At 68.5% G+C, this 22261-nt stretch carries 23 protein-coding genes; 8 read left to right on the top strand and 15 right to left on the bottom strand.

What is annotated here, in order from left to right:
- Nucleotides 1–2: 2 nt before the first annotated feature.
- Both HT102_RS10980 and HT102_RS10975 read right to left on the bottom strand, forming a co-directional pair.
- Entirely contained in the window at nucleotides 3–1136 is a 1134-nt protein-coding gene (locus tag HT102_RS10980) for an ABC transporter permease (protein ID WP_192039478.1), read from the bottom strand.
- A 10-nt stretch (nucleotides 1137–1146) separates the two neighbouring features.
- Entirely contained in the window at nucleotides 1147–1938 is a 792-nt protein-coding gene (locus HT102_RS10975) for an ABC transporter ATP-binding protein (protein ID WP_192039477.1), read from the bottom strand.
- Between the two features lie 67 nt (nucleotides 1939–2005).
- Between HT102_RS10975 and HT102_RS10970 the strand changes: the two genes are divergently transcribed.
- Both HT102_RS10970 and HT102_RS10965 read left to right on the top strand, forming a co-directional pair.
- Nucleotides 2006–2614, top strand: coding sequence for a TetR/AcrR family transcriptional regulator (locus tag HT102_RS10970; RefSeq protein ID WP_192039476.1), 609 nt, complete (start codon nucleotides 2006–2008; stop codon nucleotides 2612–2614).
- Between the two features lie 49 nt (nucleotides 2615–2663).
- The gene (locus tag HT102_RS10965) at nucleotides 2664–3185 is read left to right on the top strand and encodes an SRPBCC family protein (RefSeq protein ID WP_192039475.1); all 522 of its coding nucleotides are present in this window, start codon (nucleotides 2664–2666) and stop codon (nucleotides 3183–3185) included.
- Nucleotides 3186–3222: 37 nt separating this feature from the next.
- On the opposite strand, the gene HT102_RS10960 is transcribed toward HT102_RS10965, so the two are convergent.
- Both HT102_RS10960 and HT102_RS10955 read right to left on the bottom strand, forming a co-directional pair.
- Complete coding sequence (locus HT102_RS10960; RefSeq protein ID WP_225443546.1) at nucleotides 3223–4632, bottom strand: DEAD/DEAH box helicase; 1410 nt, start codon at nucleotides 4630–4632, stop codon at nucleotides 3223–3225.
- Nucleotides 4633–4972: 340 nt separating this feature from the next.
- Nucleotides 4973–5584, bottom strand: coding sequence for a helix-turn-helix domain-containing protein (locus HT102_RS10955; protein WP_192039473.1), 612 nt, complete (start codon nucleotides 5582–5584; stop codon nucleotides 4973–4975).
- Nucleotides 5585–5947: 363 nt separating this feature from the next.
- Between HT102_RS10955 and HT102_RS10950 the strand changes: the two genes are divergently transcribed.
- On the top strand, nucleotides 5948–6823 hold the full coding sequence (locus HT102_RS10950; RefSeq protein ID WP_192039472.1) for an alpha/beta fold hydrolase: 876 nt from the start codon (nucleotides 5948–5950) through the stop codon (nucleotides 6821–6823).
- A 58-nt stretch (nucleotides 6824–6881) separates the two neighbouring features.
- Nucleotides 6882–8204, top strand: coding sequence for a serine hydrolase domain-containing protein (locus tag HT102_RS10945; protein ID WP_333473393.1), 1323 nt, complete (start codon nucleotides 6882–6884; stop codon nucleotides 8202–8204).
- Here the strand turns inward: HT102_RS10945 and HT102_RS10940 are convergent.
- Together HT102_RS10940 and HT102_RS10935 are read right to left on the bottom strand one after the other, a co-directional pair.
- On the bottom strand, nucleotides 8201–8710 hold the full coding sequence (locus HT102_RS10940; RefSeq protein WP_192039471.1) for an SRPBCC family protein: 510 nt from the start codon (nucleotides 8708–8710) through the stop codon (nucleotides 8201–8203). The genes HT102_RS10945 and HT102_RS10940 overlap by 4 nt on opposite strands.
- 1 nt (nucleotide 8711) lies before the next feature.
- Nucleotides 8712–8900: a hypothetical protein gene (locus HT102_RS10935; protein ID WP_192039470.1), complete on the bottom strand. Its 189-nt coding sequence runs from the start codon at nucleotides 8898–8900 to the stop codon at nucleotides 8712–8714.
- Between the two features lie 139 nt (nucleotides 8901–9039).
- On the opposite strand from HT102_RS10935, the gene HT102_RS10930 reads away from it, so the two are divergent.
- Entirely contained in the window at nucleotides 9040–9573 is a 534-nt protein-coding gene (locus HT102_RS10930; RefSeq protein ID WP_333473392.1) for a peptidylprolyl isomerase, read from the top strand.
- An 11-nt stretch (nucleotides 9574–9584) separates the two neighbouring features.
- Complete coding sequence (locus tag HT102_RS10925; RefSeq protein ID WP_192039468.1) at nucleotides 9585–10505, top strand: rhomboid family intramembrane serine protease; 921 nt, start codon at nucleotides 9585–9587, stop codon at nucleotides 10503–10505.
- Nucleotides 10506–10552: 47 nt separating this feature from the next.
- Here HT102_RS10925 and HT102_RS16325 read toward each other — a convergent pair whose 3' ends face one another.
- Both HT102_RS16325 and crgA read right to left on the bottom strand, forming a co-directional pair.
- Complete coding sequence (locus HT102_RS16325; RefSeq protein WP_192039467.1) at nucleotides 10553–11008, bottom strand: PH domain-containing protein; 456 nt, start codon at nucleotides 11006–11008, stop codon at nucleotides 10553–10555.
- A 79-nt stretch (nucleotides 11009–11087) separates the two neighbouring features.
- Complete coding sequence (gene crgA, locus HT102_RS10915) at nucleotides 11088–11369, bottom strand: cell division protein CrgA (RefSeq protein WP_192039466.1); 282 nt, start codon at nucleotides 11367–11369, stop codon at nucleotides 11088–11090.
- Between the two features lie 251 nt (nucleotides 11370–11620).
- On the opposite strand from crgA, the gene HT102_RS10910 reads away from it, so the two are divergent.
- Nucleotides 11621–12292 carry a DUF881 domain-containing protein gene (locus HT102_RS10910; RefSeq protein ID WP_225443545.1) on the top strand — a complete coding sequence of 224 codons (672 nt, stop codon included), beginning with the start codon at nucleotides 11621–11623 and terminating at the stop codon, nucleotides 12290–12292.
- A 23-nt stretch (nucleotides 12293–12315) separates the two neighbouring features.
- On the top strand, nucleotides 12316–12984 hold the full coding sequence (locus tag HT102_RS10905) for an aminodeoxychorismate/anthranilate synthase component II (protein WP_192039464.1): 669 nt from the start codon (nucleotides 12316–12318) through the stop codon (nucleotides 12982–12984).
- Here the strand turns inward: HT102_RS10905 and pknB are convergent.
- The 7 genes from pknB to HT102_RS10870 form a co-directional block, all read right to left on the bottom strand.
- Entirely contained in the window at nucleotides 12981–14849 is a 1869-nt protein-coding gene (gene pknB, locus HT102_RS10900) for a Stk1 family PASTA domain-containing Ser/Thr kinase (protein ID WP_192039463.1), read from the bottom strand. The genes HT102_RS10905 and pknB overlap by 4 nt on opposite strands.
- Nucleotides 14846–16195, bottom strand: a complete 1350-nt coding sequence (locus HT102_RS10895; RefSeq protein WP_192039462.1) for a protein kinase domain-containing protein — start codon at nucleotides 16193–16195, stop codon at nucleotides 14846–14848. Before HT102_RS10895 ends, pknB begins: the two co-directional genes overlap by 4 nt.
- 2 nt (nucleotides 16196–16197) lie before the next feature.
- Complete coding sequence (locus tag HT102_RS10890; protein WP_192039461.1) at nucleotides 16198–17676, bottom strand: peptidoglycan D,D-transpeptidase FtsI family protein; 1479 nt, start codon at nucleotides 17674–17676, stop codon at nucleotides 16198–16200.
- Nucleotides 17673–19142 (bottom strand): FtsW/RodA/SpoVE family cell cycle protein, encoded by a 1470-nt coding sequence (locus HT102_RS10885; RefSeq protein WP_225443544.1) that lies wholly within the window; start codon nucleotides 19140–19142, stop codon nucleotides 17673–17675. Before HT102_RS10885 ends, HT102_RS10890 begins: the two co-directional genes overlap by 4 nt.
- Entirely contained in the window at nucleotides 19121–20500 is a 1380-nt protein-coding gene (locus HT102_RS10880; RefSeq protein ID WP_192039460.1) for a PP2C family protein-serine/threonine phosphatase, read from the bottom strand. The genes HT102_RS10885 and HT102_RS10880 overlap by 22 nt, the downstream gene beginning before the upstream one ends.
- The gene (locus tag HT102_RS10875) at nucleotides 20497–20961 is read right to left on the bottom strand and encodes an FHA domain-containing protein FhaB/FipA (RefSeq protein WP_192039459.1); all 465 of its coding nucleotides are present in this window, start codon (nucleotides 20959–20961) and stop codon (nucleotides 20497–20499) included. Before HT102_RS10875 ends, HT102_RS10880 begins: the two co-directional genes overlap by 4 nt.
- Nucleotides 20962–21106: 145 nt before the next feature.
- Nucleotides 21107–22150, bottom strand: a complete 1044-nt coding sequence (locus HT102_RS10870) for a DUF3662 and FHA domain-containing protein (protein WP_192039458.1) — start codon at nucleotides 22148–22150, stop codon at nucleotides 21107–21109.
- Between the last annotated feature and the right edge of the window lie 111 nt (nucleotides 22151–22261).

Genomic DNA, 22261 nt, shown 5'->3' with positions numbered 1-22261 from the left:
CATCATTGTCCTTGGGTGAAGCGGAGTGCACGGGTGAGCCGCCAGGCGGCGAGGGCGACAAGCGCGGCAGCGAGGAGAAGGCTTCCGAACACGCCCGCCGCGGCATTGCCGGGCTGCGGGAGCGAAGCGACCTCGAAGCGCAGGATGTCGAACAATGGCGCGAGCGGGATCCAGTGGGTCGCGGCCCAGAGCGGCTCGATGACGCCGCCGTGCGCGAATCCCCGGATGTAGGATTCGTATCCGCTGACCAGGAAGTGCGTGACAGCGATAATGACGGCGATCGGGACCAGCGGCAGCGATCTGCGCAGCGCGACCCCGAGGAGGGTGCCCAGGGCGGCTCCGTATATCCAGATGATCGCGAGCACGCCCGCGGATCTCCAGCCGAGCTGTGCCAACGGGTAGTCCAGCACCCAGCTGATTCCGGCCAGCGTTGCCGCGATCGTGATGAGGGAGGTCACCGCGCCGGCCGCCCATTTGCCCGCGATGAGCGACAGTCGGCCGCTCGGCGAGAGCACCAGACCCTTAGCTGTGCGTTCTTCCCACTCCCGGGCGATGCCGACGCCGATATTGACGATGCCGGCATACAGCACCGCGAAGATGATCAGGGCCGAGCCGAGGTACAGCGTGACCGGGATGTCGTGATCGAGGATCGTTGTCTCGGTGATGCTCAACTGGCTGGGCGGCGCGCCGGGCTGTTCCTGCTGGAACTGCCGGAGAGCTTCCTCGATGCGCAGGTGCTGGTTCTTCGTGCCGTCGGCGTCGATGTTGATCAGCGATAGCGTTACAGCCGGGCTGTCGCCGGTATCCACTGCTTGCGCGAATCCCGCGGGAATCGTCAGCATCGCGCCCACGTCCCTGGCCTCGTACATCTCGACGGCCCGGCCTGGGTCGGTGGTGAGGATCTCGTAGTAGTTGCCGTCGCTGTTGCGCATCTCCTCCATCACCTCGATGAATTCCGCCGAGCGCGGCGTGCCGTCCTCATCGGCGATAGCGATAGTGGCGGTCGTCGAGACGTGGATGACGATCGCGTAGAGGAAGGTGAACGCGACCGGCACGAGGATGCTGATCAGCGCGAGGAGCGGCGCGCGGCGCGTGATGAGCAGGTCTTTTCTGGCAAGAGCGATTGCCGCATTCATGATGGGCGCCTCAGTTCCGTAGTCCGCTACCGGTGAAGTGCAGGAAGACGTCTTGCAGGCTGACCGGTGGCACCTCGGCCCGCTTGGTCTCCGGGAGCTGCGAGGTGAGCTCGGTGAGGCTGCCGCGAACGACGTTCGCGCCCCGGTCGATGATGGTGATGTGATCACCGAGCCGCTGCGCCTCCTCCATGTAGTTCGTGGTCAGCAGGACCGCGCGTCCTTCCTCGGCCACCTCCTCGATGCGTTGCCAGATGGCCTCGCGGGATTGCACGTCCACGCCGAGCGTCGGCTCGTCGAGCAGGAGGAGATCGGGCTTCATCATCAGTGCCTTGCCGAGCGCGAGCCTGCGCTGCATGCCGCCGGAGAAGGTTCCGGCCCGATCGCTGGCGCGGCTGCCGAGCTGCACCAGATCAAGCGTCTCCTCGATGCGCGCGCGCTGGTCGCGAACGGGCATCCCGTAGTAGCGAGCATGGAACACGAGGTTCTCGCGCGCGGTCAGCTCCGGGTAGAGCGAGGTCTCCTGGGGCACGAGCGCGATCCGGCGCAGGAGCTCGCGGCGCTGCGTGGCCGGGTCGAGGCCGAGCACCCGCAGGTGCCCCGAGCTCGGTGCGAGCAGTCCGGTCAGGACGTTCATCAGCGTGGTCTTGCCGGATCCGTTGGGCCCGAGCAGGCACGTCACCTCGCCGGGGCGCGCTTCAAGATCAACGTTGTCGAGGGCCCGGAACGGGGCCTGCTTGCTGCGTCCACGGGCGAACTCCACCGTGACGCCTGTCGCTTCTACCGTCGCCTGCGAATGCCTCACAGTGCCTCCTCTGGTCCGTGCTGGTCACCATGAGCGTGGGGGAGGACCACTGCTAGGCTCAACAGTGATGAATAAAGGGCGAGGCCGTCCCCGCACGGGTGATGATGACGGCCGGGACCGCCTCCTGGCGGCGGCGCGCGATCTGTTCGCGGCCCGCGGCTACAACGGAGCGACGCTGCGCATGATCGCCGGGCAGGCTGGTTGTGATCCTGCCCTGATCGCGTACCACTTCGGGTCGAAGAAGGAACTGTTCGCTCGCGCGATGGCGCTCTCCCTGGGGCCTTCGATGGTGCTGGAGAAGGCGCTCGCTGGTGACCCCGCGACCGCGCCCGAGCGGCTCGCTGCGCTGGTCGTCCGCGCCTGGGAGGCCCCCGATGTTCAACGCTCGCTCATGCAGCTCGTGGCGACGGGGATGCGGCATCCCGAAGTGCTGCAGGCGTTCCGGGAATACATCGAGCGCGAGATCGTCAGTCAGCTCGTTGAATATTTTGGAGGCACGGCGGCGACCGAGCGCGCCGGTGCCACCCTCACGATCATCATCGGCATCATCTTCGGCCGCTACGTGATCGGGGTGGAGCCGTTGCGGTCGGCATCCCCCGACCGGCTCGTTGGCCTCTTGACGCCGAGCCTCCGCGCGATCTCAGCGCCCCTCCCGCGCGGGAGGCGAGCCTCCTGAGATCGGCCGCGCTGTTTCACGTGGAACCATGCCCTGCCATGCTGGAGGAATGGAAACCACCCGGCAATGGTCCGTCTCCAGATCCACGACCGTCCAGGCTCCGCCCGAACTGGCATACTCGCTGATCAGTGACCCCACGCGGACAGGGGAATGGAGCCCGGAGAACACCGGCGCGAGCCTGCGAGCGCGCGGCTCGGGACCGCTGCGCGAGGGCGACGAGTTCGATGGCACGAACAAGCGCGGGCCATTCCGGTGGATAACCCGGTGCACGGTGACGCATGCTGTTGCCGGGCAACGCTTCCGGTTCAAGGTCCGCCGCTGGGGAGTGGGGCTGCCGTTGCTCAGGGTCCCGGTTGCGACCTGGGACTTCGAGCTCGAGGCCACTGACGGCGGCACGCGGATCACTGAGACCTGGACGGATGATCGCCGAGCGTGGCCCGATTCGCTATGCCGCATCGTTGATCCCATGCTCACGGGGAAGGACTCGTTCGCCGAGTTCAACGCCCGAAATATCGAGATCTCGCTCGCGCGCATGAAGAAGCGGCTCGAGGATGGGGGCCGCGATCGCTAGCCGTTCATCCTCGAGCCGCTGGGTTCTTGAGCCCTAGCTAGCGGCTATCGCGGCGCGGTGCGGCGCCGACGGGGCTCCTGTGGCCTGTCCGGGCCGGCCCGCCACGACGCGGGCTCGCGCCATTGTTGTGCGCGGGGTTGGCGGACCTTCCCCGTCCTGCTCCGCCACGGCTCGCGCCACCGCGGCCGGACCCGCCCTGTCGCGACGGGCCATGGCTCGGTCGGCCGTGGGCCTGGCGCGGGGCGCGCTCCGGCTCGGTGCGGATCACCATCGGCACGATGGCGGCCTTGTCGCCGACGAGCGCGTTGACCGACGCGTCACCGGGGGTGACACGGATCGGCTTGGCCGCGATCTCCGCCTTGCGGAGCAGCTTGCGCAGATCCGAGCGCTGCTCGGGCAGCACGATTGTCACGACGTCGCCCTGCTTGCCGGCGCGAGCGGTACGGCCCGAGCGGTGCAGGTAGGCCTTGTGCTCGACGGGCGGATCGACATGGACGACAAGCTCGACATCGTCGACGTGCACGCCGCGCGCCGCGACATCCGTGGCCACGAGGACCCGAACGTTGCCCTTGCCGAACGCAGCGAGGTTCCGGTCGCGCTGGGCCTGGGAGAGGTTGCCGTGGAGATCGACCGCGGGGATGCCGTTCTCGCTCAGCTGGCGCGCCAGTCGCTTCGCGTGATGCTTGGTACGCATGAACAGGATTCGCCGGCCCGTGCCACTGGCGAGCTCGGAGATGAGGTCGCGCTTGGAGCTCGCGTTATCAACCTCGAAGATGTGGTGCGTCATCGCGGCTACGGGGGAGTGCTCCTCGTCGACGGAGTGCATCATGGGGCTGTTCAGGAACTGCTTGGCGAGGCTGTCGATGCCATTGTCGAGAGTGGCCGAGAAGAACAACCGCTGCCCGTTGCGGGGGGTAGCGGAGAGGATCCGGCGCACGCCGGGCAGGAACCCGAGGTCAGCCATGTGATCAGCCTCGTCGAGGACGGTGACCTTGACCTCGTCGAGCGAGATGAGGCGTTGCTTCATGAGGTCCTCGAGCCGGCCCGGGCATGCGACGACGATGTGCGCGCCGCGCTTCAGTGCGTTGACCTGCTTGGACTGTGGAACGCCGCCGAAGACGGTGGTGACCCGCATGCCGCTAGAGGCGGCGAGCGGAGTGATGACGGCGGCGATCTGCGTAGCGAGCTCGCGGGTGGGGGCGAGGACCAGGCCGCGCGGCATGGAGGGGCGGATCTGAGGCGCATCGGCGATCCGTGCGACCAGGGGGATGGCAAACGCGAGGGTCTTGCCGGATCCCGTGCGTCCGCGCCCGAGGATGTCGCGACCGCCCAGCGAATCGGCGAGCGTATCGATCTGGATCGGGAACGCGGAGGTCTTGCCGTCATTGGCCAGTGCCTTGCAAATGTTCGCGGGCACGCCAAGATCGGTGAATGTAGTGGTGCTCATGGTGCCTTTCCGGCATCGGGCCCCGGCCTCGCTCCAAGCCGCGTCAGCCATCGTCTCGATGCTGTGGCGCGGGGGCGGGCAGGGTGCTGTGGGCGAACACGCCACTGAGCGCATCCGTTCGCCGTATGAAGAATCGTCGACCCGCTGGGATTCCGCGTGCTCGCGGGGCAGGGGGGAGAGAGGAAGCCGTCTACGACGCGAGCCGGGCGGACTGCCAGTCCGTTCCCAGCTTCTGAAACCGAGTGTAGCCGGCTCGCGCGGCAATCGCGCATGCCCGGGTCGGCTCATTGAGTGCCGTGGCTCACTCCGCGCGCCGACCGAGCGCGTGGTGCCAGAAGGTTCAGGCTTGGTCCTCGACCACGATCCGGGACGTCGCGGCGCCGTTCCCGGCAGGGGGCTCGTGTCGCCGGTCGTCCCACCATTCCCGGAGCGTGCGGCGCCGCGGCGGGCGGCTGCGCTGCTGCGTGCCCGCGGCCGGAGAGGCGGCTGGGGCGGCTGCATCGCTGGTGCCGACGGGCTTGGCCGCCTCGAGCATGCGCAGCGCGGTGCGCAGGTCAGAGACTCGGTCGAGGCGCTCCTGGGCAAGGATCTCCGCCGCCGCGCGCAGAGCCGCCTCGCTCTCGGCCCGGGACTTGATCGAGAGGAGCTCGGTCTCGAGCTCCTTGACCCGGCCCTCGAGCTTCGCGAGCTCGGGGACCTCGGGCTTGTCGGAGCCGCGGGCTGCCTCGGCCTTGGCTGGCGCGTCCTCGGGGGGAGCCGGACGGTCCGGCTTGAACCCGGCGGCGAGCAGGTCCTCGAGGGGGATCTGCCAGCCGTCCTCGGTCTTGACCGCTCCGGGCAGCTTGCCGCCATCGAGAGCACGCTGGATCGTGGCGCGCCCCACGTTGCAGCGTCGCGCCGCCTCGGCTGCCGACCACCGTGGCCGAGTGGACGTCATTGCTTGATCGGTCATGCCCGCAATACTGCCCGGTTGCCTGCCCGCGTGGTAACCGGACACGCCCGGCGGAACGGAATTTCACGCAGATGTCACGGGATCGTCCCTGCAAGAGGCTGTTTCGCCGGGGTGGTCACCGGTGGTGACCGCTTGCCTGCCCGCAGCTGTATGCTGCATTCTGGCAGGCTCGATCAGCCCGTGCGGTAATGTGATGTGGATCACGGAAGTGCTGGACCTCGTGAACAGATCGCGCCCGCGAGGATCGAGCCGAGCAGCTATAGCGTGGTCGTGAGCCGTGTGATCATCGTGCGTGCCACGTCCGTCCTAGCGAGGGGGTGAGGTCCGGTTAGCGCGGAACGAATGCCTCAGTTGGAAAGCCCTGTGCAGCGCAGTCACGCACGCCGGCGCGAGGGCTACGTCGTCATCGACGGCAAGCGCGTAGGCATTACCGAGTTCGGGGCGGGGGGCCGGCTGGTCATCCTCGCGCCGTCATTGATGCTCTCCCGTCGCATGCACGAGCCCTTGGCGCAGGAGCTCGCGCGCCGCGGCTTCCACGTCGTATGCGTCAACAACGTGCTGGCCGCGAAGCACGAGCCGGGCGATCCGGACGACTACAGCGCCGAGGCGCTCGGACGCCGGATGGTCGGCCTGCTCGATGCGCTAGGCGGCGAGGTCGCCGTCTTCGGCGGAACCTCCATCGGCGCGAGCGCGGCGCTCGAGGCTGCTGTCCTCGAGCCGAACCGCACTGTCGGGATCATCGTGGAAGCCCCCTTGCTCGACCGTGGCGCGCTTCGCCTCGCACCGATCCTGACCATCGCCCACGAGGTCCTCTCGCGTGGCCACGTGTTGTTCTGGCTGGCGCGGCGCTTCGCTGGAGTCCTCCCTGCCGAGTCGCTGGCCACCCGGTTGTGGTGGGATTTCCTGTCCGCCTCCCGGACCGAGCAGGCAGCCATGATGCAGGGCCTCATGCTGGGCCGCATCGCTCCGCCCCGGCGCGAGCGGCGCCGCATCTCGGTGCCCGTCCTTGTCTTGAGATCACGCCGGGATCCGTTGCATGCCGCGGCGGACTCGGATCGTCTCGCCGGGGACATCCCGGACACCCAGCTCCACGACATCGAGTCGCCCACCACGTTGCGCGGCAATGTCCGCATGGTCTCGCCGGCCATCGTGAGCTACCTCAGCGAGGCCTTCGCCGCGCCGTGGGTGATCGCGCGCACGATCTATACGCCCAATATCGGGGACTCGTATTTGAACTAGCCGCAGGGCGCGCAGCGAATCCGCGGCAGCCACGGCGCGGCGCGGTAGCGTGTTGTCCGTGTTGTCGAGCAGAACAGGCGAGGAACTCACCGTCCACGGGCATGCCGATGAGCGGTTCGCGCCCGTCGTTGAGGCATTCACGCGCAACTTCACCCACCATCACGAGATCGGTGCGGCGCTGGCCATCTACGAGCATGGCAAGCCTGTCGTCGACGTGTGGGCGGGCTACCGGGACCTCGGCCGCGGGCTGCCCTGGCAGCGGGACACCCGTGCCCCGGTGTTCTCGACCACCAAGGGCATCACCGCTCTCGTCATCGCTAGCGCGGTGAGCCGCGGCGTCCTCGACTACGACACCGCGGTGACGGAGTGGTGGCCCGAGTTCGGGCAGCACGGCAAGCGATCCGTGACGCTGCGGCAGCTCCTCGACCACCAGGCGGGGCTCCCGGTGATCAGCGCGCCCCTGCGCACCGCCGACCTGCATGATCTCGATGCCCTCGCTGGGATCCTCGCCGCGGAGCAGCCACGGTGGGAGCCCGGCACGCGGCATGGCTATCATCCGACCTCGCTTGGCTTCTACCTCAACGAGCTATTCCGCCGGGCCGATCCGGGGCACCGCACGATCGGGCAGTACCTCGCCGAGGAGATCGCGGGACCGCGGGGCCTGCTCGTGAGCATCGGCACAGCGGTCGGCAGCGCAGCGGTCGGCAGCGCAGCGGTCGGCAGCACAGGCAGCGATGGTGCAGGAACCCCCGGCCAGCGCTCTATCGGAACGGAGGAGCTCGCCGTGCTGCGCGGCACCACTCGCGGAGTCCTCGTGGACAACGCGCGCGACATCCCGTGGCGCATGGTGCTCGATATCGCCCGGCACGCGGCGCTCAAGCAGCCGCGCATCGCGGCCGAGGCATTGGCCAACCCGCGGGTCGGCCTGCCGCAGCACGCGAGCCGCGCGAGCTTCCTGGCCCCGGAGATGCCGTCCTCGAACGCGGTGGCGACAGCGCGCGCGATCGCGGCGCTATATTCCGATGCGGCCACGCCGGGCGCGAGCGAGATGATCTCGGACGAACTGCGCGCGGAGCTCGCCGCGCCGTCGGTCCCGGGCGCGATTCCGGATCATGACATGGTGCTGAACGTCCCCAGCCGGTACCACCTGGGCTTCCGCAAGCCGCACCCGACCTTCCCCTTCGGCCGTCCCCCCGGTCCGACGGAGGGCGACGGCCGCGCGTTCGGCACAACAGGCATCGGTGGCTCGTTCGGCTACGCCGATCCCACGGCCGGCATCGGCTTCGGCTATGTCATGAACCAGCTCGGCGTCGCCATGCTCGATGATCCACGGCCCCGTCGGATCCGTGCGGCGCTCGACGAGGTCCTCGCGAAGGACTAGCGGCGGAAATACTTCTCCGTGTCCTTGACGAGCGAGCCGAACGCGGCCTTGAGCGCGGGCCCGGCCAGCTTGAGCCCTGGCGCGAGGAGTAGCTGGCCCTCGATGGCGAAGCGCCAGGTGAAGCGCGTGCCCGACGGGATGGCCTCGAGCCGGGTGTACTCGCCGAACCGGCGCAGCCCCGGGGCGGTGGAGGACACCACGGAGAAAGCGTTCTCGTAGCGCTTGCCGGGTTCCTCCTCCCAATGGAAGTAGCGTTCCTCAACGGTGACCAGGCCCGGCATGAGTGTGATGCGGCGGCGCGTGCCCAGGCCGAACGGCCGCTCGGTGAGGTAGGCGCCATCCTTGACGAGCGTGCACCAGGACAACGGCGAATCACCATTGAGGGCCGCCCACATCTCGTCGATATCGACGGGGATGTCGGAGGTGAACGACGCGCGCGTGGGCGCGGTGTCGAAGAACCCGCGATCGAACTCCTCGAGCGGGAATCGCGGCAGGAGCTGCGTCATCTCAGGACACCGCCCCGGGGAACGGCTCGTCGTCGTAGTCGGCGATCCGCGGGGGACGGGGAGCGGGCTCGTCGACGATCTCGCCTCGCGCCATGAACATCCGTACACCGCTGACAACGCCAGCGAGGATGGCCGTACCGGCGATGGCCTGGAACAACACCCGGTTGCGCGACTTCTTGGCGGCAGCCATGGACCCTCCTTGGGATCGAGGACAGTGTTCGCGGAGCCCTACCGGGGTCCGTTGCCCCAACCCTAGTGCGCGGGCAGGGTTCGTGGGTACCTCACGGGTCCATCGCCCGGAGCGGCTCCAGGGATGGCACCATGGGAGCGTGAACTCACCCCAGCAGACCGCCGTTGCCACGCTCCATACCAACCACGGCGATATCAAGATCTCCCTCTTTGGAAACCACGCCCCTAAGACGGTCGCGAACTTCGTCGGCCTGGCGACCGGGTCCGCGGACTACTCCCGCGCGAACGCGTCCGGGGGCTCCGACGGCCCGTTCTACGACGGCTCGATCTTCCACCGCATCATCGATGGCTTCATGATCCAGGGCGGCGACCCCACCGGCACGGGCCGCGGCGGGCCCGGCTACCAGTTCGGCGACGAGTTCCACCCCGAGCTCAGCTTCGATCGCCCCTACCTGCTTGCCATGGCCAATGCCGGGCCCGGCACGAACGGCTCGCAGTTCTTCATCACGGTGACCCGCACGCCGCATCTCAACATGCGCCACACCATCTTCGGAGAGGTCGTGGACGCCGATAGCCGCGCGGTCGTCGATTCCATCGCCAACACGCGCACCGATCGCTCCGACCGTCCTGTCGACGATGTGGTGATCTCCAGCGTCACCATCGACGAGCAGTAGGCCGCGCCCGCATGTCCCATCCTGGCGGGGTGCCCCCCGAGCAGCCCTCGTTGCCGGGGTGCACCCGCCACCCGGACCGGCCGACGGGCTTGCGCTGCAACCGGTGCGGGCGGCCTTACTGCCCCGCGTGCCTTCGCGAGGCGGCAGTGGGCTACCAGTGCGCCTCCTGCGTATCGGACGGCGCGCGCACCATCCGGCAGGCCCGCAATGTCGCCGGGGCGCCGCTCGACTCGACAGGTGGCCGGCCGGTGGCCACGCTGTCGCTGATCGCGCTCAACACGCTGCTGTACCTGCTCACCGCGGCGCAGTCGGCGAGCTTGGTCTCGAACTTTCGCGACTCGGCCCTGTTCGAGTCGTGGGCCCTGGTCCCGCTCTACGTCGCGGCCGGGGAGTACGAGCGCCTGATCGGATCGGGCTTCCTGCACTACGGTCCGCTGCACCTGCTGGTGAACATGTTCGTCCTCTACATCGTGGGCCGCGAGGTGGAGGCCGTGCTCGGTCGGGGCCGGTACCTCGCTGTGTACGCGGTGTCCCTGCTCGGTGGCTCCGTGGCGGCGATGTGGTTCGAGAACGCGCTGGCCGCCACGGTTGGCGCCTCGGGTGCCGTCTATGGCTTGTTCGGCGCGATCGCGGTGATCCTGGTGCGGCTGCGCCAGAACGCGACGGGCATATTCGTGATCATCGGCATCAATGTGGTCATCAGCGTCACCATCCCGGGGATCTCGCTGTGGGGCCATCTCGGCGGGCTCGTCGCTGGCGCGGCAGCAGCGGCCATGCTGCTCTATGTGCCGATGCTGCTCTCTCGACCTAAGGGGGGGACAGCGGCGGGCCGGCGGGCGGGCATCATCGCGCTCGCGGCGCTCGCTGCCACGCTCGTGGTGGCCACGCTGATCCGCGTCGTGGAGCTGCGCTCGATCATCCTGGGCGCCTGAGCTAGGTCCTGGCGGAAGGGACCGCTGCCCGGGTTGCGGGGGACTGGTCAGCTCGGGAAGCCGTGGCTCCAGAGCTGCTCGGCAACGCGCCGGGGATCCTCATCGAGCTCCCACCTGCCCCGGAGCACCAGCTTGTCCTCGGGCTGGCGGAGCTCGAGCACGAGCACCCAGGAGCTCCGCGAGCGGTGTCGTGGCTGCACGCCGACCGCGACGACGTCCTCGGCCCGTAGCGTGCGTGCCGTGCCAAGCAGGCCACGGACGTGCAGCTGGTGGTGTCCCTCGTCCTCGGCGAGCCAGATCGCGGACCGCGCCAGCCACGCGGCAATGCCGAGCAGCACGAGCGCGGCCACGCACGCGAGAAGGACGGCGATCGGGTCCTGCCGGCCAAGGAACGCGGCGAGCACGAGCACCACGGTGCCCGCCGCGAGCGCGATGACGGTGCCTGGCGCGGCGGACCACCGGGCGATCACGTTGTCGTGGCGATGACCAGGCACGTTATCCACATGACTTATCCACAGGTGGGGAAAATGATACGTGTGTGATTTGGCGCACTGCGAATCGAGCTCGCTTGCCGCGATTCGTTCATCGCCAGCGCAGGGTCATCAACAGGCCGACGATCCACAGCCCGAAGCCAATCAGGAAGTTCCAGGCCCCCAACCCGTCGAGCCATGCGATCTGTGGCCCAGCCAGGTAATACACCACCAGCCATACCAGGCCAGCCAGCATGAACCCCAGCATCACGACGACATACCAGTTGCTCGAGGGGCCCTTCACCTTCACCGGGGTACGGCTGACCGAGCCCGACGGCGCTGCCGCTGGGGAAGCGGCGCTCCGGTCCTTCTTGCGAACACGTGACTTCGGCATTCCAACCTCGCCTCTCGATTGCGTCGCCCGATCCGCGTTCGACCGGCCCATAGCTCCTCCGCGGCCGCTGCCGCGTGCTTCCCCTACACGCTAACCTAGGCCTACCGGCGCAAGCACTATCGAACAGGCGATCACCCGGCAGCCGATCCAGCACCAGTAGGGACACCATGCGCGGCACCCGCACCCGAGACCTCCAGCAGAGTGCTCCGTGGCGATGGAGCGTCCCCCTCGTCTGCCTGCTCGCTGGACTCATGCTCGCCACAACGCATCAGTCCTCCCTGGGCGAGAAGGCACCGGGGAGCGGCCCGTCGCGATTGTCGACCCTCGTGCGCGAGGCCGAGCGCAGCAACGCCGAATCCGGAAAGCGCGCGGCGGACATCGCCGCCGAGATCGCCCTCCGCCAGGCCACGATCGGATCCACGGACGCCCGCGTCGCCACGACCCTCGAGTCGATCGCCGGGCTCACCGAAGCGAGCGACTTGGGCCGGGCCGAGGGCGAGGGAGTGACCGTGACCCTCACCGACGCCGCCCGCGACCAGCAGGGCAACTATCCGAGCGGAGCAGCCCCGGACGATCTCGTCGTGCACCAGCAGGACCTGCAGAGCGTCCTCAACGCGCTGTGGGCAGGGGGTGCCCGGGCGATCCAGGTGCAGGACCAGCGCATCACCACCCTCAGCGCGCCACGGTGCATCGGCAACACGTTGCTGCTGCATGGCCGCGCCTACAGCCCGCCCTACGTGATCACCGCGATAGGTCCTCCGGACGACCTGGTCAACGAGCTCGATGAAGCCCCCGGCGTCCGCCTCTACCAGCAGTACGCAGCACGCTATGGCCTGGGCTACGAGGTGGTCGAGCACGAGGATATCGCCGTGGTGGCGGCGGATGACGCGCCCAGGCTCAGGCACGCGACACCACTGGGCTGATCACCAGCGGCTAACCTGGATCCATGCGGATCCTGGTCGTCGACAACTATGACAGCTTCGTCTTCAATCTTGTCCAGTACCTCGGGCAGCTCGGGGCGGAAGCGGATGTCTGGCGCAACGACGACCCCCGCTTCGGCAGCCGCGAGCTCTTGCGCGAGCATGCCCGCGACTATGACGGGATCCTGCTGAGCCCGGGACCAGGCACGCCGCAGCGCGCCGGCGCCACCATTCCGTTCGTCGAGGTCGCCGCCGCGGAAGGCACGCCGCTGCTCGGCGTGTGCCTCGGGCACCAGGCCATCGGGGCCGCCTTCGGTGGGATCGTGGAACGCGCCCCGGAGCTGCTGCATGGCAAGACGTCGCTGGTGCGCCACGATTCCCGCGGCGTGCTCGCCGGCCTGCCCGATCCGTTCACGGCCACGCGCTACCACTCGTTGTCCGTGCGTCCGAGCAGCATGCCCACCGTGCTCGAGGCGACCGGCCACACCGACAGCGGCATCATCATGGCGATGCAGCACCGGGAGCTGCCGATCCATGGCGTGCAGTTCCATCCCGAGTCAGTGCTCACGCAGGGGGGCCACCGCATGCTCGCCAACTGGCTGGAGATGTGCGGGCAGCGCCCCGACGAGTCCGTCATCAGTCGCCTGGAGGACGAGATGTCCGCAGCGCTGGGCGTCGCGCTCGAGCCTCGCTAGCGAGGGATGCCGAGCTCGCCGACATCCACCGCGATAGCATCCTGCCGCCCGATCTCGGTGCCGGCGGGAAGCTGCTGCGAGATGATGCGCCCCACCTCGGCGGGGTTGAGCGTGGGCTGCCGGGACTCGCCCAGGCCGCTGCCGGACCAGCCGAGCGAGCGCAGCGTCTGCAGCGCGTCGGCCGGCCGCAGCCCGACCAGGTTCGGCATCACCATGCGCGTGCCATTGGATGCCCGCAGCGCGATCACGGTCCCCGCGGTGGCCTGCGTGCCGCCCGATGGCGTCTGCCCGACCACCGTGTTCACCGGTTCCGTGGAATCGACCTCCTCGCTGCGAACGTCGAACCCCGAGGCACGAAGGTTCGCCTCCGCGACCGTGATCTCCTGTCCGGTCACATCGGGAATACGGATCAGCGCCGGCCCCGTTCCCACCGCCACCTGCACGGTCGTGCCCACAGTGACGCTCACGCCCGAGGACGGGTTCTGCCGCACGATCAGGTCGCGCTCCTCGAGCGTGGAGGGTGCCTCCTCCACGGTGGAGGCCAGTTCCAGGCCTGCCTCGTCGAGCAGGCCGCCGGCCTCCTCGACGGTGCGGCCCGAGAGGTCGGGCACGGAGACCCGGCCCGGCCCGCTCGACACATAGAGCGCGACTGTGCTGCCCGGATCGACCCGCTCGCCCGATTCGGGGGAGGTGCCGATCACATCACCCTCCGGCACCGCCGGATCGGATCGGGGCTCGATGTAGATGTCGAAGCCAAGCTCGCGCAACTGTCGCTGCGCCTCCGCCGAGGACTGGCTGACCACTGACGGCACGGTGACCAGCTCGGTGACCGGTTCCCGGTCGGGCAGCGGGGCGATGAGCGCCGCCGAGCCCAGCATGAGCAGCAGCACGAGAACGGCGATCCACCGCAGGGGCCGGCGGCGGCGCCGGTACGAAACGGGCTCATCGTCGTCATGCCGCTGCTCCGGCGCGCCAATGATGGTCGTCAGCTCGTCATCGGTGAGGATGGTCGGCGCGCTCGGCTTCTGCCCGCCGAGCGCCGCGACGATGTCCTCGCGCATCTCCACAGCGGTTTGGTAGCGGTTCGCGGGATTCTTGCTCATCGCCTTGAGCACGATCGAGTCCAGCACCCGCGGCACCGTTGGCTCAATCCGCGACGGCGGGATCGGATCCTCCTTCACCTGCTGGTAGGCGACAGCAACGGGGCTATCGCCGGTGAACGGGGGTTGCCCGGTCAGGATCTCGTAGAACACGCAGCCGAGGGAGTACACATCGGAGCGCTCATCCACCTTGTGGCCCTGTGCCTGCTCGGGTGACAAGTACTGCGCGGTACCGATGACGGTCGCCGTCTGGGTGACCGAGTTCGTCGTATCGGCGATGGTGCGGGAGATGCCAAAATCCATCACCTTGACCGCGCCATCGCCGGTCACCATGATATTGGCGGGCTTCACATCGCGATGGATGATGCCGCTGGCGTGGCTGAACTCGAGCGCGGTGCACACGTCCGCGGTGATCGCCATCGCCCGCTCGGCGGGAAAGGGTCCCTCGTTGTGGAGGATGTCCCGCAGGGTCTCGCCCTCGACGTACTCCATGACGATGTAGGGCAGCGGGCCGGTGTCGGTCTCGGCGATGCCGGTGTCATACACCGCCACGATGGTGGGATTGTTCAGCGCTGCGGCGTTGTGTGCCTCGCGACGGAAACGCAGGTAGAAGGTGGGGTCGCGGGCGAGGTCCTGGCGGAGGACCTTGATCGCGACATCGCGCTGGAGCCGGAGGTCGCGCGCGCGATGCACCTCGGACATGCCACCGAAGCCGATCGTCTCGCCGAGCACGTACCGGCCAGACAACTCCTGCGGAGCGATCATGGCGCTGGATCTCCAGTCGGTTCGCTAGGTGCCGTATCGGTATCGGTGTCCGGCGGTTCCGTGGTCTCGCTCGGTTCGCTGGTCTCCGGCTCGGTGGTCGTTTCCTCGGTGGTGGCCGGAGGCTCGGTCGTCTCCTCAGTGGCTGGCGGCTCGGTGGTCACTGGCGCGGTGGGCTCTGGCTCGACGAGCGTGGGCGGCACCGGGGCCGGTGGCGGCACGCGGCTATCGAGCATGTCGCTGATCATCATGATCGCGGCGGTGATGCCGACCAGCACGAACATCGCGGCAGCGCCCCAGGCGAGGGCCTTCTGGCTGTTGGACATGCCGTCGTCACGAGGCTGCTGGTAGTACGCCGGCTGGTGGGCCGCAGCCCCTGTCGCGCTGCCCGCGACACCATGGCGGCCAGTGCGCGGCGCGGCCATGATCCGTGTCGCGTCCACCTGGCGGTGCGCGGCGGCCGCGGCAACAGGCAGGTCGCCGGTGATCGCGCGCCGTGGGTCATCGGGCGCGTTGCCCGCGCGCGCCGCAGCGATCGCTTTCGCGAACGATCCACCGTCCTGGTAGCGGGCCCGGGGATCCTTCGAGAGCGCTGCCTCGATCACGGTGCGGGCCTCGGGCGGGATGTCGGTGGGCAGCGGCGGGGGAGTCTCGTGGATGTGCTTCATCGCCACGGTGAGGGCGCCCTCGCCGGTGAACGGACGCGTGCCGGTGAGCGCCTCGTAGCCGACGATGCCGAGCGAGTACACGTCGCTGGCGGCGGTGGCGGGCTGCCCGGAAGCTTGCTCCGGCGAGATGTACTGGGCGGTGCCCATGACATGCCCGGTGCGGGTGATCGGCGCGGCATCGACTGCCTTGGCGATGCCGAAGTCGGTGATCTTGACCTGGCCGTCGGGCGTGATCAGGATGTTTCCGGGCTTGACGTCGCGGTGGACGAGGCCCGCATCGTGGGCCACCTGCAGAGCGCGGCCCGTCTGCTCGAGCATGTCGAGGGCGAGCGGCAGGGGGATGCTGCCCATGCGGGAGAGCACCTTGTTCAAGGGTTCCCCGTTGACGAACTCCATCACGAGGTAGGCCAGTGGCGCGCCGGTGGCGTCGTCGGTGGACTCGCCGTAGTCGAAGATGCTCGCGATGCTCGGATGATGCAACTGCGCGGTCGTGCGTGCCTCCGTGCGGAACCGGGAGAGGAACTCGTCGCTCGAGGACAGTTCCGGCTTGAGGATCTTCACGCCCACGCGGCGATCGAGGCGGGTATCGCGCGCCTCCCAGTCCTCGCCCATGCCGCCGCTCGCGATGAATCGCTGCAAGCGGAAGCGGTCGGCGATGATGCTGCCATTATGCAAGACCACGGCTATCCCCCCTGCAGCGCGGCCTGGATGACGGCGCGGCCGATGGGGGCCGCTACCGAGCCACCCGTGGCCGAGAGCGATCCATCCCCACCTTCCTCCACGATCACCGCTACGGCAACACGGGGCGCCTGGGCGGGGGCGAACGCGATGTACCAGGTGTGCGGGGCGGTGTTGGAGGGGTCCGCGCCATGCTCGGCTGTGCCGGTCTTCGAGGCGATCTGCACGCCTCCGCCACCACTGGTGGACTGCTCGGAGGCGATCATGAGATCGGTGAGGGTCCGTGCGACGCTCGAGGGGATCGCCTGCTCGGCGGCCTCCGGCTCGCTCGACGACAGCACCGACAGGTTCGGGCCCTGCAACTGATGGATGAGCTGCGGCTCCATGCGCGTGCCACCGTTGGCGATGGTCGCGGCGATGACCGCGTTCTGCAATGGCGTGAGGGCCACGTCGCGCTGGCCGATGCTGCTCTGGCCGAGCGCCGCGTCGTCGGCGATCTCGCCAACGGTGGACGCGGCGACGGGGAGAGGGATGTTCTCCTGCTCGCCGTCGATGCCGAACGCGAGCGCGGTCTCCCGGAGCGCATCGGCACCGGTCTCGATGCCCATCTCGACGAAGGCCGTGTTGCAGGACAGCCGGAAGGCGTTGAGCAGGGTGGTGGTCTCCCCGCTTCCGCAGCGTGAACCGCCGTAGTTCTGCAGCGTGGTACTGGTGCCTGGCAGCGTGTACTGGGGCGCCGCCGTGAACGTGTCGCCCTGTGTGACGCCGCTGGCGAGGGCCGCTGCGGTAGTGATGACCTTGAACGTCGAGCCCGGCGGGTAGGTGTTCTGGGTAGCACGGTTGAGCATCGGCTGGTCCGGGTCGCGGGAGAGCTCGTCCCAGGCGGCGTTGCTCGCGGCCGGATCGTGATCAGCGATGCGATTGGGGTCGTACGACGGCGTGCTGGCCATGGCCAGTATCTCTCCGGTGCCAGGCTCGATCGCAACCACGGAGCCGGTGTATCCGCGACGGGCGAGCTCGTTGTAGGCGACCTGCTGGACGTACGGATCGATCGTCGTGACGACGTTGCCGCCGCGCGGGTCGCGGCCGGTGACCATGTCCACCAGGCGACGGGCGAAGAAGCGGTCGTCCGAGCCATTGAGGATGTCGTCCTCGGTGTTCTCGAGCCCAGTGGTGCTGTGATTGAGCGAATAGAACCCGGTGATGGGCGCGTACGCCTCGGCACTGCTGGGGTAGGCGGGGTCGACCGGGTACGTGCGCTGGTAGCGGAAGCGCGTATCGGTCGGCACCGACGAGGCCAGGACCTGCCCCGCTGCGGAGATCTGGCCACGGTGGCGGGAGAACTCGTCGAGGAGCACCCGGGTGTTCAGCGGGTTCGAGCGCAACTCGCTAGCCCGGATGACCTGCACGTACGCCGAGCTTCCGATGAGGATGACCATCATCGTCATCATGGCGATCGCGACGCGTCGCAGCGGTGTGTTCATGGGCGCCTCACCATCGCGGTCGGGGCATCCGAGATCGGTGGTGGCGGGGTCCGTCGTGGACTCGGATCATGGGGTGACCGGGCCTCGTGGGAGATCAGCAGCAGGATCGCCACGAGGATGTAGTTCGCGAGCAGCGACGAGCCGCCGTAGGACAGGAACGGGGTGGTCAGGCCGGTCAGGGGGATGAGCTTGGTGACGCCGCCGATCACGACGAACACCTGGATCGTCAGGATGAATGACAGCCCGGCGGCAAGGAGCTTGCCGAAGCTATCGCGCACTGCCAGCGCGGTCCGCACGCCACGGACGACGATGATCAGGTACAGCAGGAGAACGATGGCCAGCCCGAACAGTCCCAGCTCCTCGCCGATAGCGGCGGTGATGAAGTCGGTCTTGGCGAACGGCACATCATTGGGCCTGCCGCTGCCGAGCCCCGTGCCCCCGATGCCGCCCGTGGCGAGGCCGAACAGCGAGTTCGAGATCTGGTACCCGGTGCCGTAGTAATCGTCGAAGGGGTCCAGCCACGTGCTGACACGGATGCGGACATGCCCGAACAGGAAGTAAGCGGCGGTGGCTCCGACCAAGAAGATCGACGCACCGATGACTATCCAGCCGACCCTCGCCGTCGCCACATACATCAGGACGAGCACGGTCGAGTAGAGCAGCAGCGACATGCCGAGATCGGTCTGGAACACCAGGATGGCGAGCGCGATCCCTGCCGCGGCGAGGACGGGTGCAAGGTCGCGCATGCGGGGGAAGTCCATGCCCAGCACATGCTTGCCCGCGGAGGTGAAGAGCTCGCGCTTGGCCACCAGCAATCCGCAGATGAAGACGATGATCAGGATCTTGGAGAACTCAGCGGGCTGGATGCTGATGAAGGGCAGCCGGATCCAGATCTTCGCGCCATTGACCTCGGAGACGCTGGCGGGAAGGAATGCCGGGATCGCGAGGAAGACCAGTCCGGCGAGGCCGACGGTGTAGGAGTATCGGGCGAGCCGGCGGTGATCGCGCAGGAGGAACAGGACGGTGATGAACACCACGATGCTCACGGTGGTCCACAGGATCTGCTTGGCCGCGTCCGGGGCGGGAATCGCCCGCCCAGCAGTGCGCGCGAGCTCCTCGTCCGCGAGATCGAGCCGATGGATGATGACGAGGCCCAGGCCGTTGAGCAGCGCAACGATCGGCAGGATCACGGGGTCAGCGAAGGGCACGAACATCCGGGCAGCGAGGTGCGCGATCGTGACCAGCACGAGGAACGCGATGCCGTATTGCACGAAGTCCGAGGTCAGGGCCTGCTCCATGGAGGCCTGCACCAGCACGAGCGCGACGGCGACGATCGAGACCGCGAGGAGCAGCAGGCCCAGCTCGGCATTGCGCGCCGCGCGGCCAAGCCGGGAGGAGGCTTCCTCCGGGGGGATGCCAGGGGCTGGAGCTGGGTAGCGCACGCTCATGAGGGACCGGTCCGGCATGTCGATCCGGGGATCTGCAGCTGCCGCAGCGCGGGGGTGCTCGCCTCCTCCGGTTCCTCATCGGATGCCTCGGGCGGAAGTGGCTCGCACACCGGCAGGAGCTCGTTGGTGAGCAACTGCACGAGCTGGTCCTCGGCCTCGTTGAGCGACCCGACGGGAAGCCCGAGCCGGACCTGCTCGCGGGCGGAGGGAACGAGGTCCTGGACCGCGAGGATCGTGCACCCCGCCTCGTCGGACGTGGTGCCGACGTCGACGGTCGTCACGCTGCCATCGGCTCCCACGCACCCGATGCTATCCGCGGATTGCAGCGGCACCCCGAGGAACGAGCCGGTGAGGCCCCGCAGGATCGCGATCTGCCCGTCGGATTCGCCCACGTAGTAGTTCGATCGGATCACCGTCCGGGCGACGAGCGCGCTGCCGACAAGGAGCACGAGGATCACTGCGATGGCGATGAGGGTCCAGTGCCGGCGTGGACGGCGGGCCGAGGCATCCGACGCAGTGCTAGCGGTGGAAACGGGGCGGCTCGGTTCCACCCGCGGTGGTCGCATCGCGGCGGCGCGCCCCGCGGAGGTATTGGGCAGGGGAGTGTCCTCGACCTTCCCCGAGACCGCGCCAGCGAGGATGGGACGGCTCTGTCCGAAGTCGATGTCGAGGACGTCGGCGACGATTACGGTGACATTGTCGGGGCCGCCGCTGCGCAGCGCTAGCTCGATCAGTCTGTCGGCCGCCTTGTCGTGGTCGCCCTCGCTGAGCGTGCTGGCGATCGTCTCAGCGCTCACCACGTCGGAAAGGCCATCGGAGCACAGCAGGTACCGGTCACCCACGCGGACCTCGCGCACGGTGAGGGTCAGTTCCACGTCGTTGCCGGTCAGGGCCCGCATGATCAGCGAGCGCTGGGGATGGTTGTGGGCGTCCTCGGCGCTGATCTTGCCGGCATCGACGAGGGATTGCACATAGGTATCGTCGCGGGTGATCTGCGTCAGCGTGCCGTCGCGCATCAAGTAGGCGCGCGAGGCGCCGACATGGACGAGGCCAAGCTTCGAGCCGCCGAACAGGATGGCCGTGAGCGTGGTGCCCATGCCCTCGAGCGCGGGCTCCTCCTCCACTTGCTCGCCGATGATCCGGTTGCCCGCGTAGGTGGCTTCCTCGAGCTTTCCGAGCAGGTTTCCACCGGGCTCGTCGTCATCAAGGTGCGCGAGGGTGGATATCACGAGCTGGGAGGCGATCTCGCCGGCCGCGTGCCCGCCCATCCCGTCGGCGAGCGCGAGCAACCGTGCGCCCGCGTAGACCGAGTCCTCGTTGTTGGTGCGCACCAGCCCGCGGTCACTGCGCGCGGCGTATCTCAGGACGAGTGTCACGGTCTCAACTCGATTACGGTCTTGCCCACGCGGACGGGCGTCCTGAGCGGCACGCGCACGGCAGTGGTGACCTTCTCCCGGTCCAGGAAAGTCCCGTTGGTCGATCCGAGATCCTCGAGATACCAGTCGCCCCCGCGCGGTGATATTCGCGCATGGCGGTTGGAGGCATAGTCATCGGTGAGCACCAGGGTGGAATCATCCGCGCGACCGATGAGGATCGGCGAGGTGTCCAGCGCGATGCGCGTGCCCGCGAGCGCCCCCTGCGTCACCACGAGGGTACGAGCGGTCCGGCCGAGGCCCAGCATGCCGAGCGATCGTGCCCCGGCGCGCTCGCGGCGTGGCGCGCGCAGGCCCGACTCCGCATAGATGTCGGTGCGCAGCACCCGCAGGACGGCAAGGACGAACAGCACCAGAAGGAGCAGGAAGCCGGCCCGGGTCAGCTGCAGGATGAGACCCTGCATCAGCGCGCACCTCCTCTTTTAGCGTCGCGGTCCCCGCATGGTGATCCGATGCGGCACACTCTACCGGCGACCGGGGGCGCGGATGGGTGGTATCCGGGGCCGGGCGCTCGCCGTACACGGTACCTGGCTCCCGCTCGGGCGTGGCTCACCCGAATCGCACGATCATCTCGGAATGGCCCACCCGGATCACATCCCCATCGGCGAGCTGCCACACCGTGCTGGGCGATCCGTTGACCGTGGTGCCGTTCGTCGAGCGCAGGTCCGAGACGAGGGCGAGCTGGCCATCCCAGCGGATCTCCGCGTGCCGCCGCGAGACCCCGGTGTCGGGCACGCGGAACTGCGCTTCCTGGCCGCGGCCGATCACGGTCGCGCCAGGGCGCAGGGTGAGGCTGCGCCCGCTGCCATCAGAGAGCTCGAGCACCGCGGTGAGCGTCCGGTGCGAATAGGCTGCCCGGGAGCGCGGCGGCTGGGCGATCGCGGTCTGGTCGAAGTAGGTCTCCTCGGCGAAGTCCGCGTCGTCATAGCTCGAGTCGTCGTAGCTCGAGTCGTCGTAGCTCGAGTCGTCGAAGCCGGTTGCCTCGTTCCCCGGTGACGGATACATGTCGCTCGCGGCCTGGTCGGAAGAGCGCCGATAGGACGAGGGAACGCCCGTGTCCTTGTGCGGGCGGCCACGCCGCGTGCCGAACAGATTGCGGCCGAGGCCGCGCATGACGTCGCTCTGGGGTGACATCGATTCCCCTCCTGGTTCCTGCTCATCGTGGGTAGGTTCTGCTGCTGGCATTGGCCACACCGAGCCGTGTGCCTCGGGCGAGTCGATATCGGGGTCGGTATGGCCCGCTGCCCGGAACTGTCCGGTGTGCATCTCCTCGGAGGGGCTGAACCGGACCCGGACGCCAGCGCACGTCTGCCAGCCCTGCTCGGTGATGTACTCGCCGAGGTGGCGGGCGAAGACGCGCTCGGTGAGCTCGCGGTCCGCGATGAGCCGCTCATGGTCCGAGGCGCCGATGGTGACGGTGAAGCTGTTCGGGGCGAGGAGGTAGCCGCCCTCGAGCTCGGTGACTCCATCCTCTGCTGCCCGGCGCAGCGCAGCCTGGATCTCCTGCGGCACGACCGCGCTGCGGAAGAGCCGGGCGAAGGCATCGCCCACGGCTTCCTCGAGCCGACGTTCGAAGCGGTCGAGCATGCCCACGTCGTATCTCCTCTCGAGGCGTTGGCGCGGCAAGGGCGGGGCGCCGGGCGCGCGAGATCCCGGCGGGGCATGGCGGACGGCGCGGGAGGGCGCCCGCCGACATGGACTGGT

Source organism: Lolliginicoccus lacisalsi, from assembly GCF_014841105.1.
Lineage (GTDB): Bacteria > Actinomycetota > Actinomycetes > Mycobacteriales > Mycobacteriaceae > Lolliginicoccus > Lolliginicoccus lacisalsi.
The sequence above is the reverse complement of the archived record's forward strand: the minus strand, read 5'-3'. Positions and strand labels throughout refer to the sequence as shown.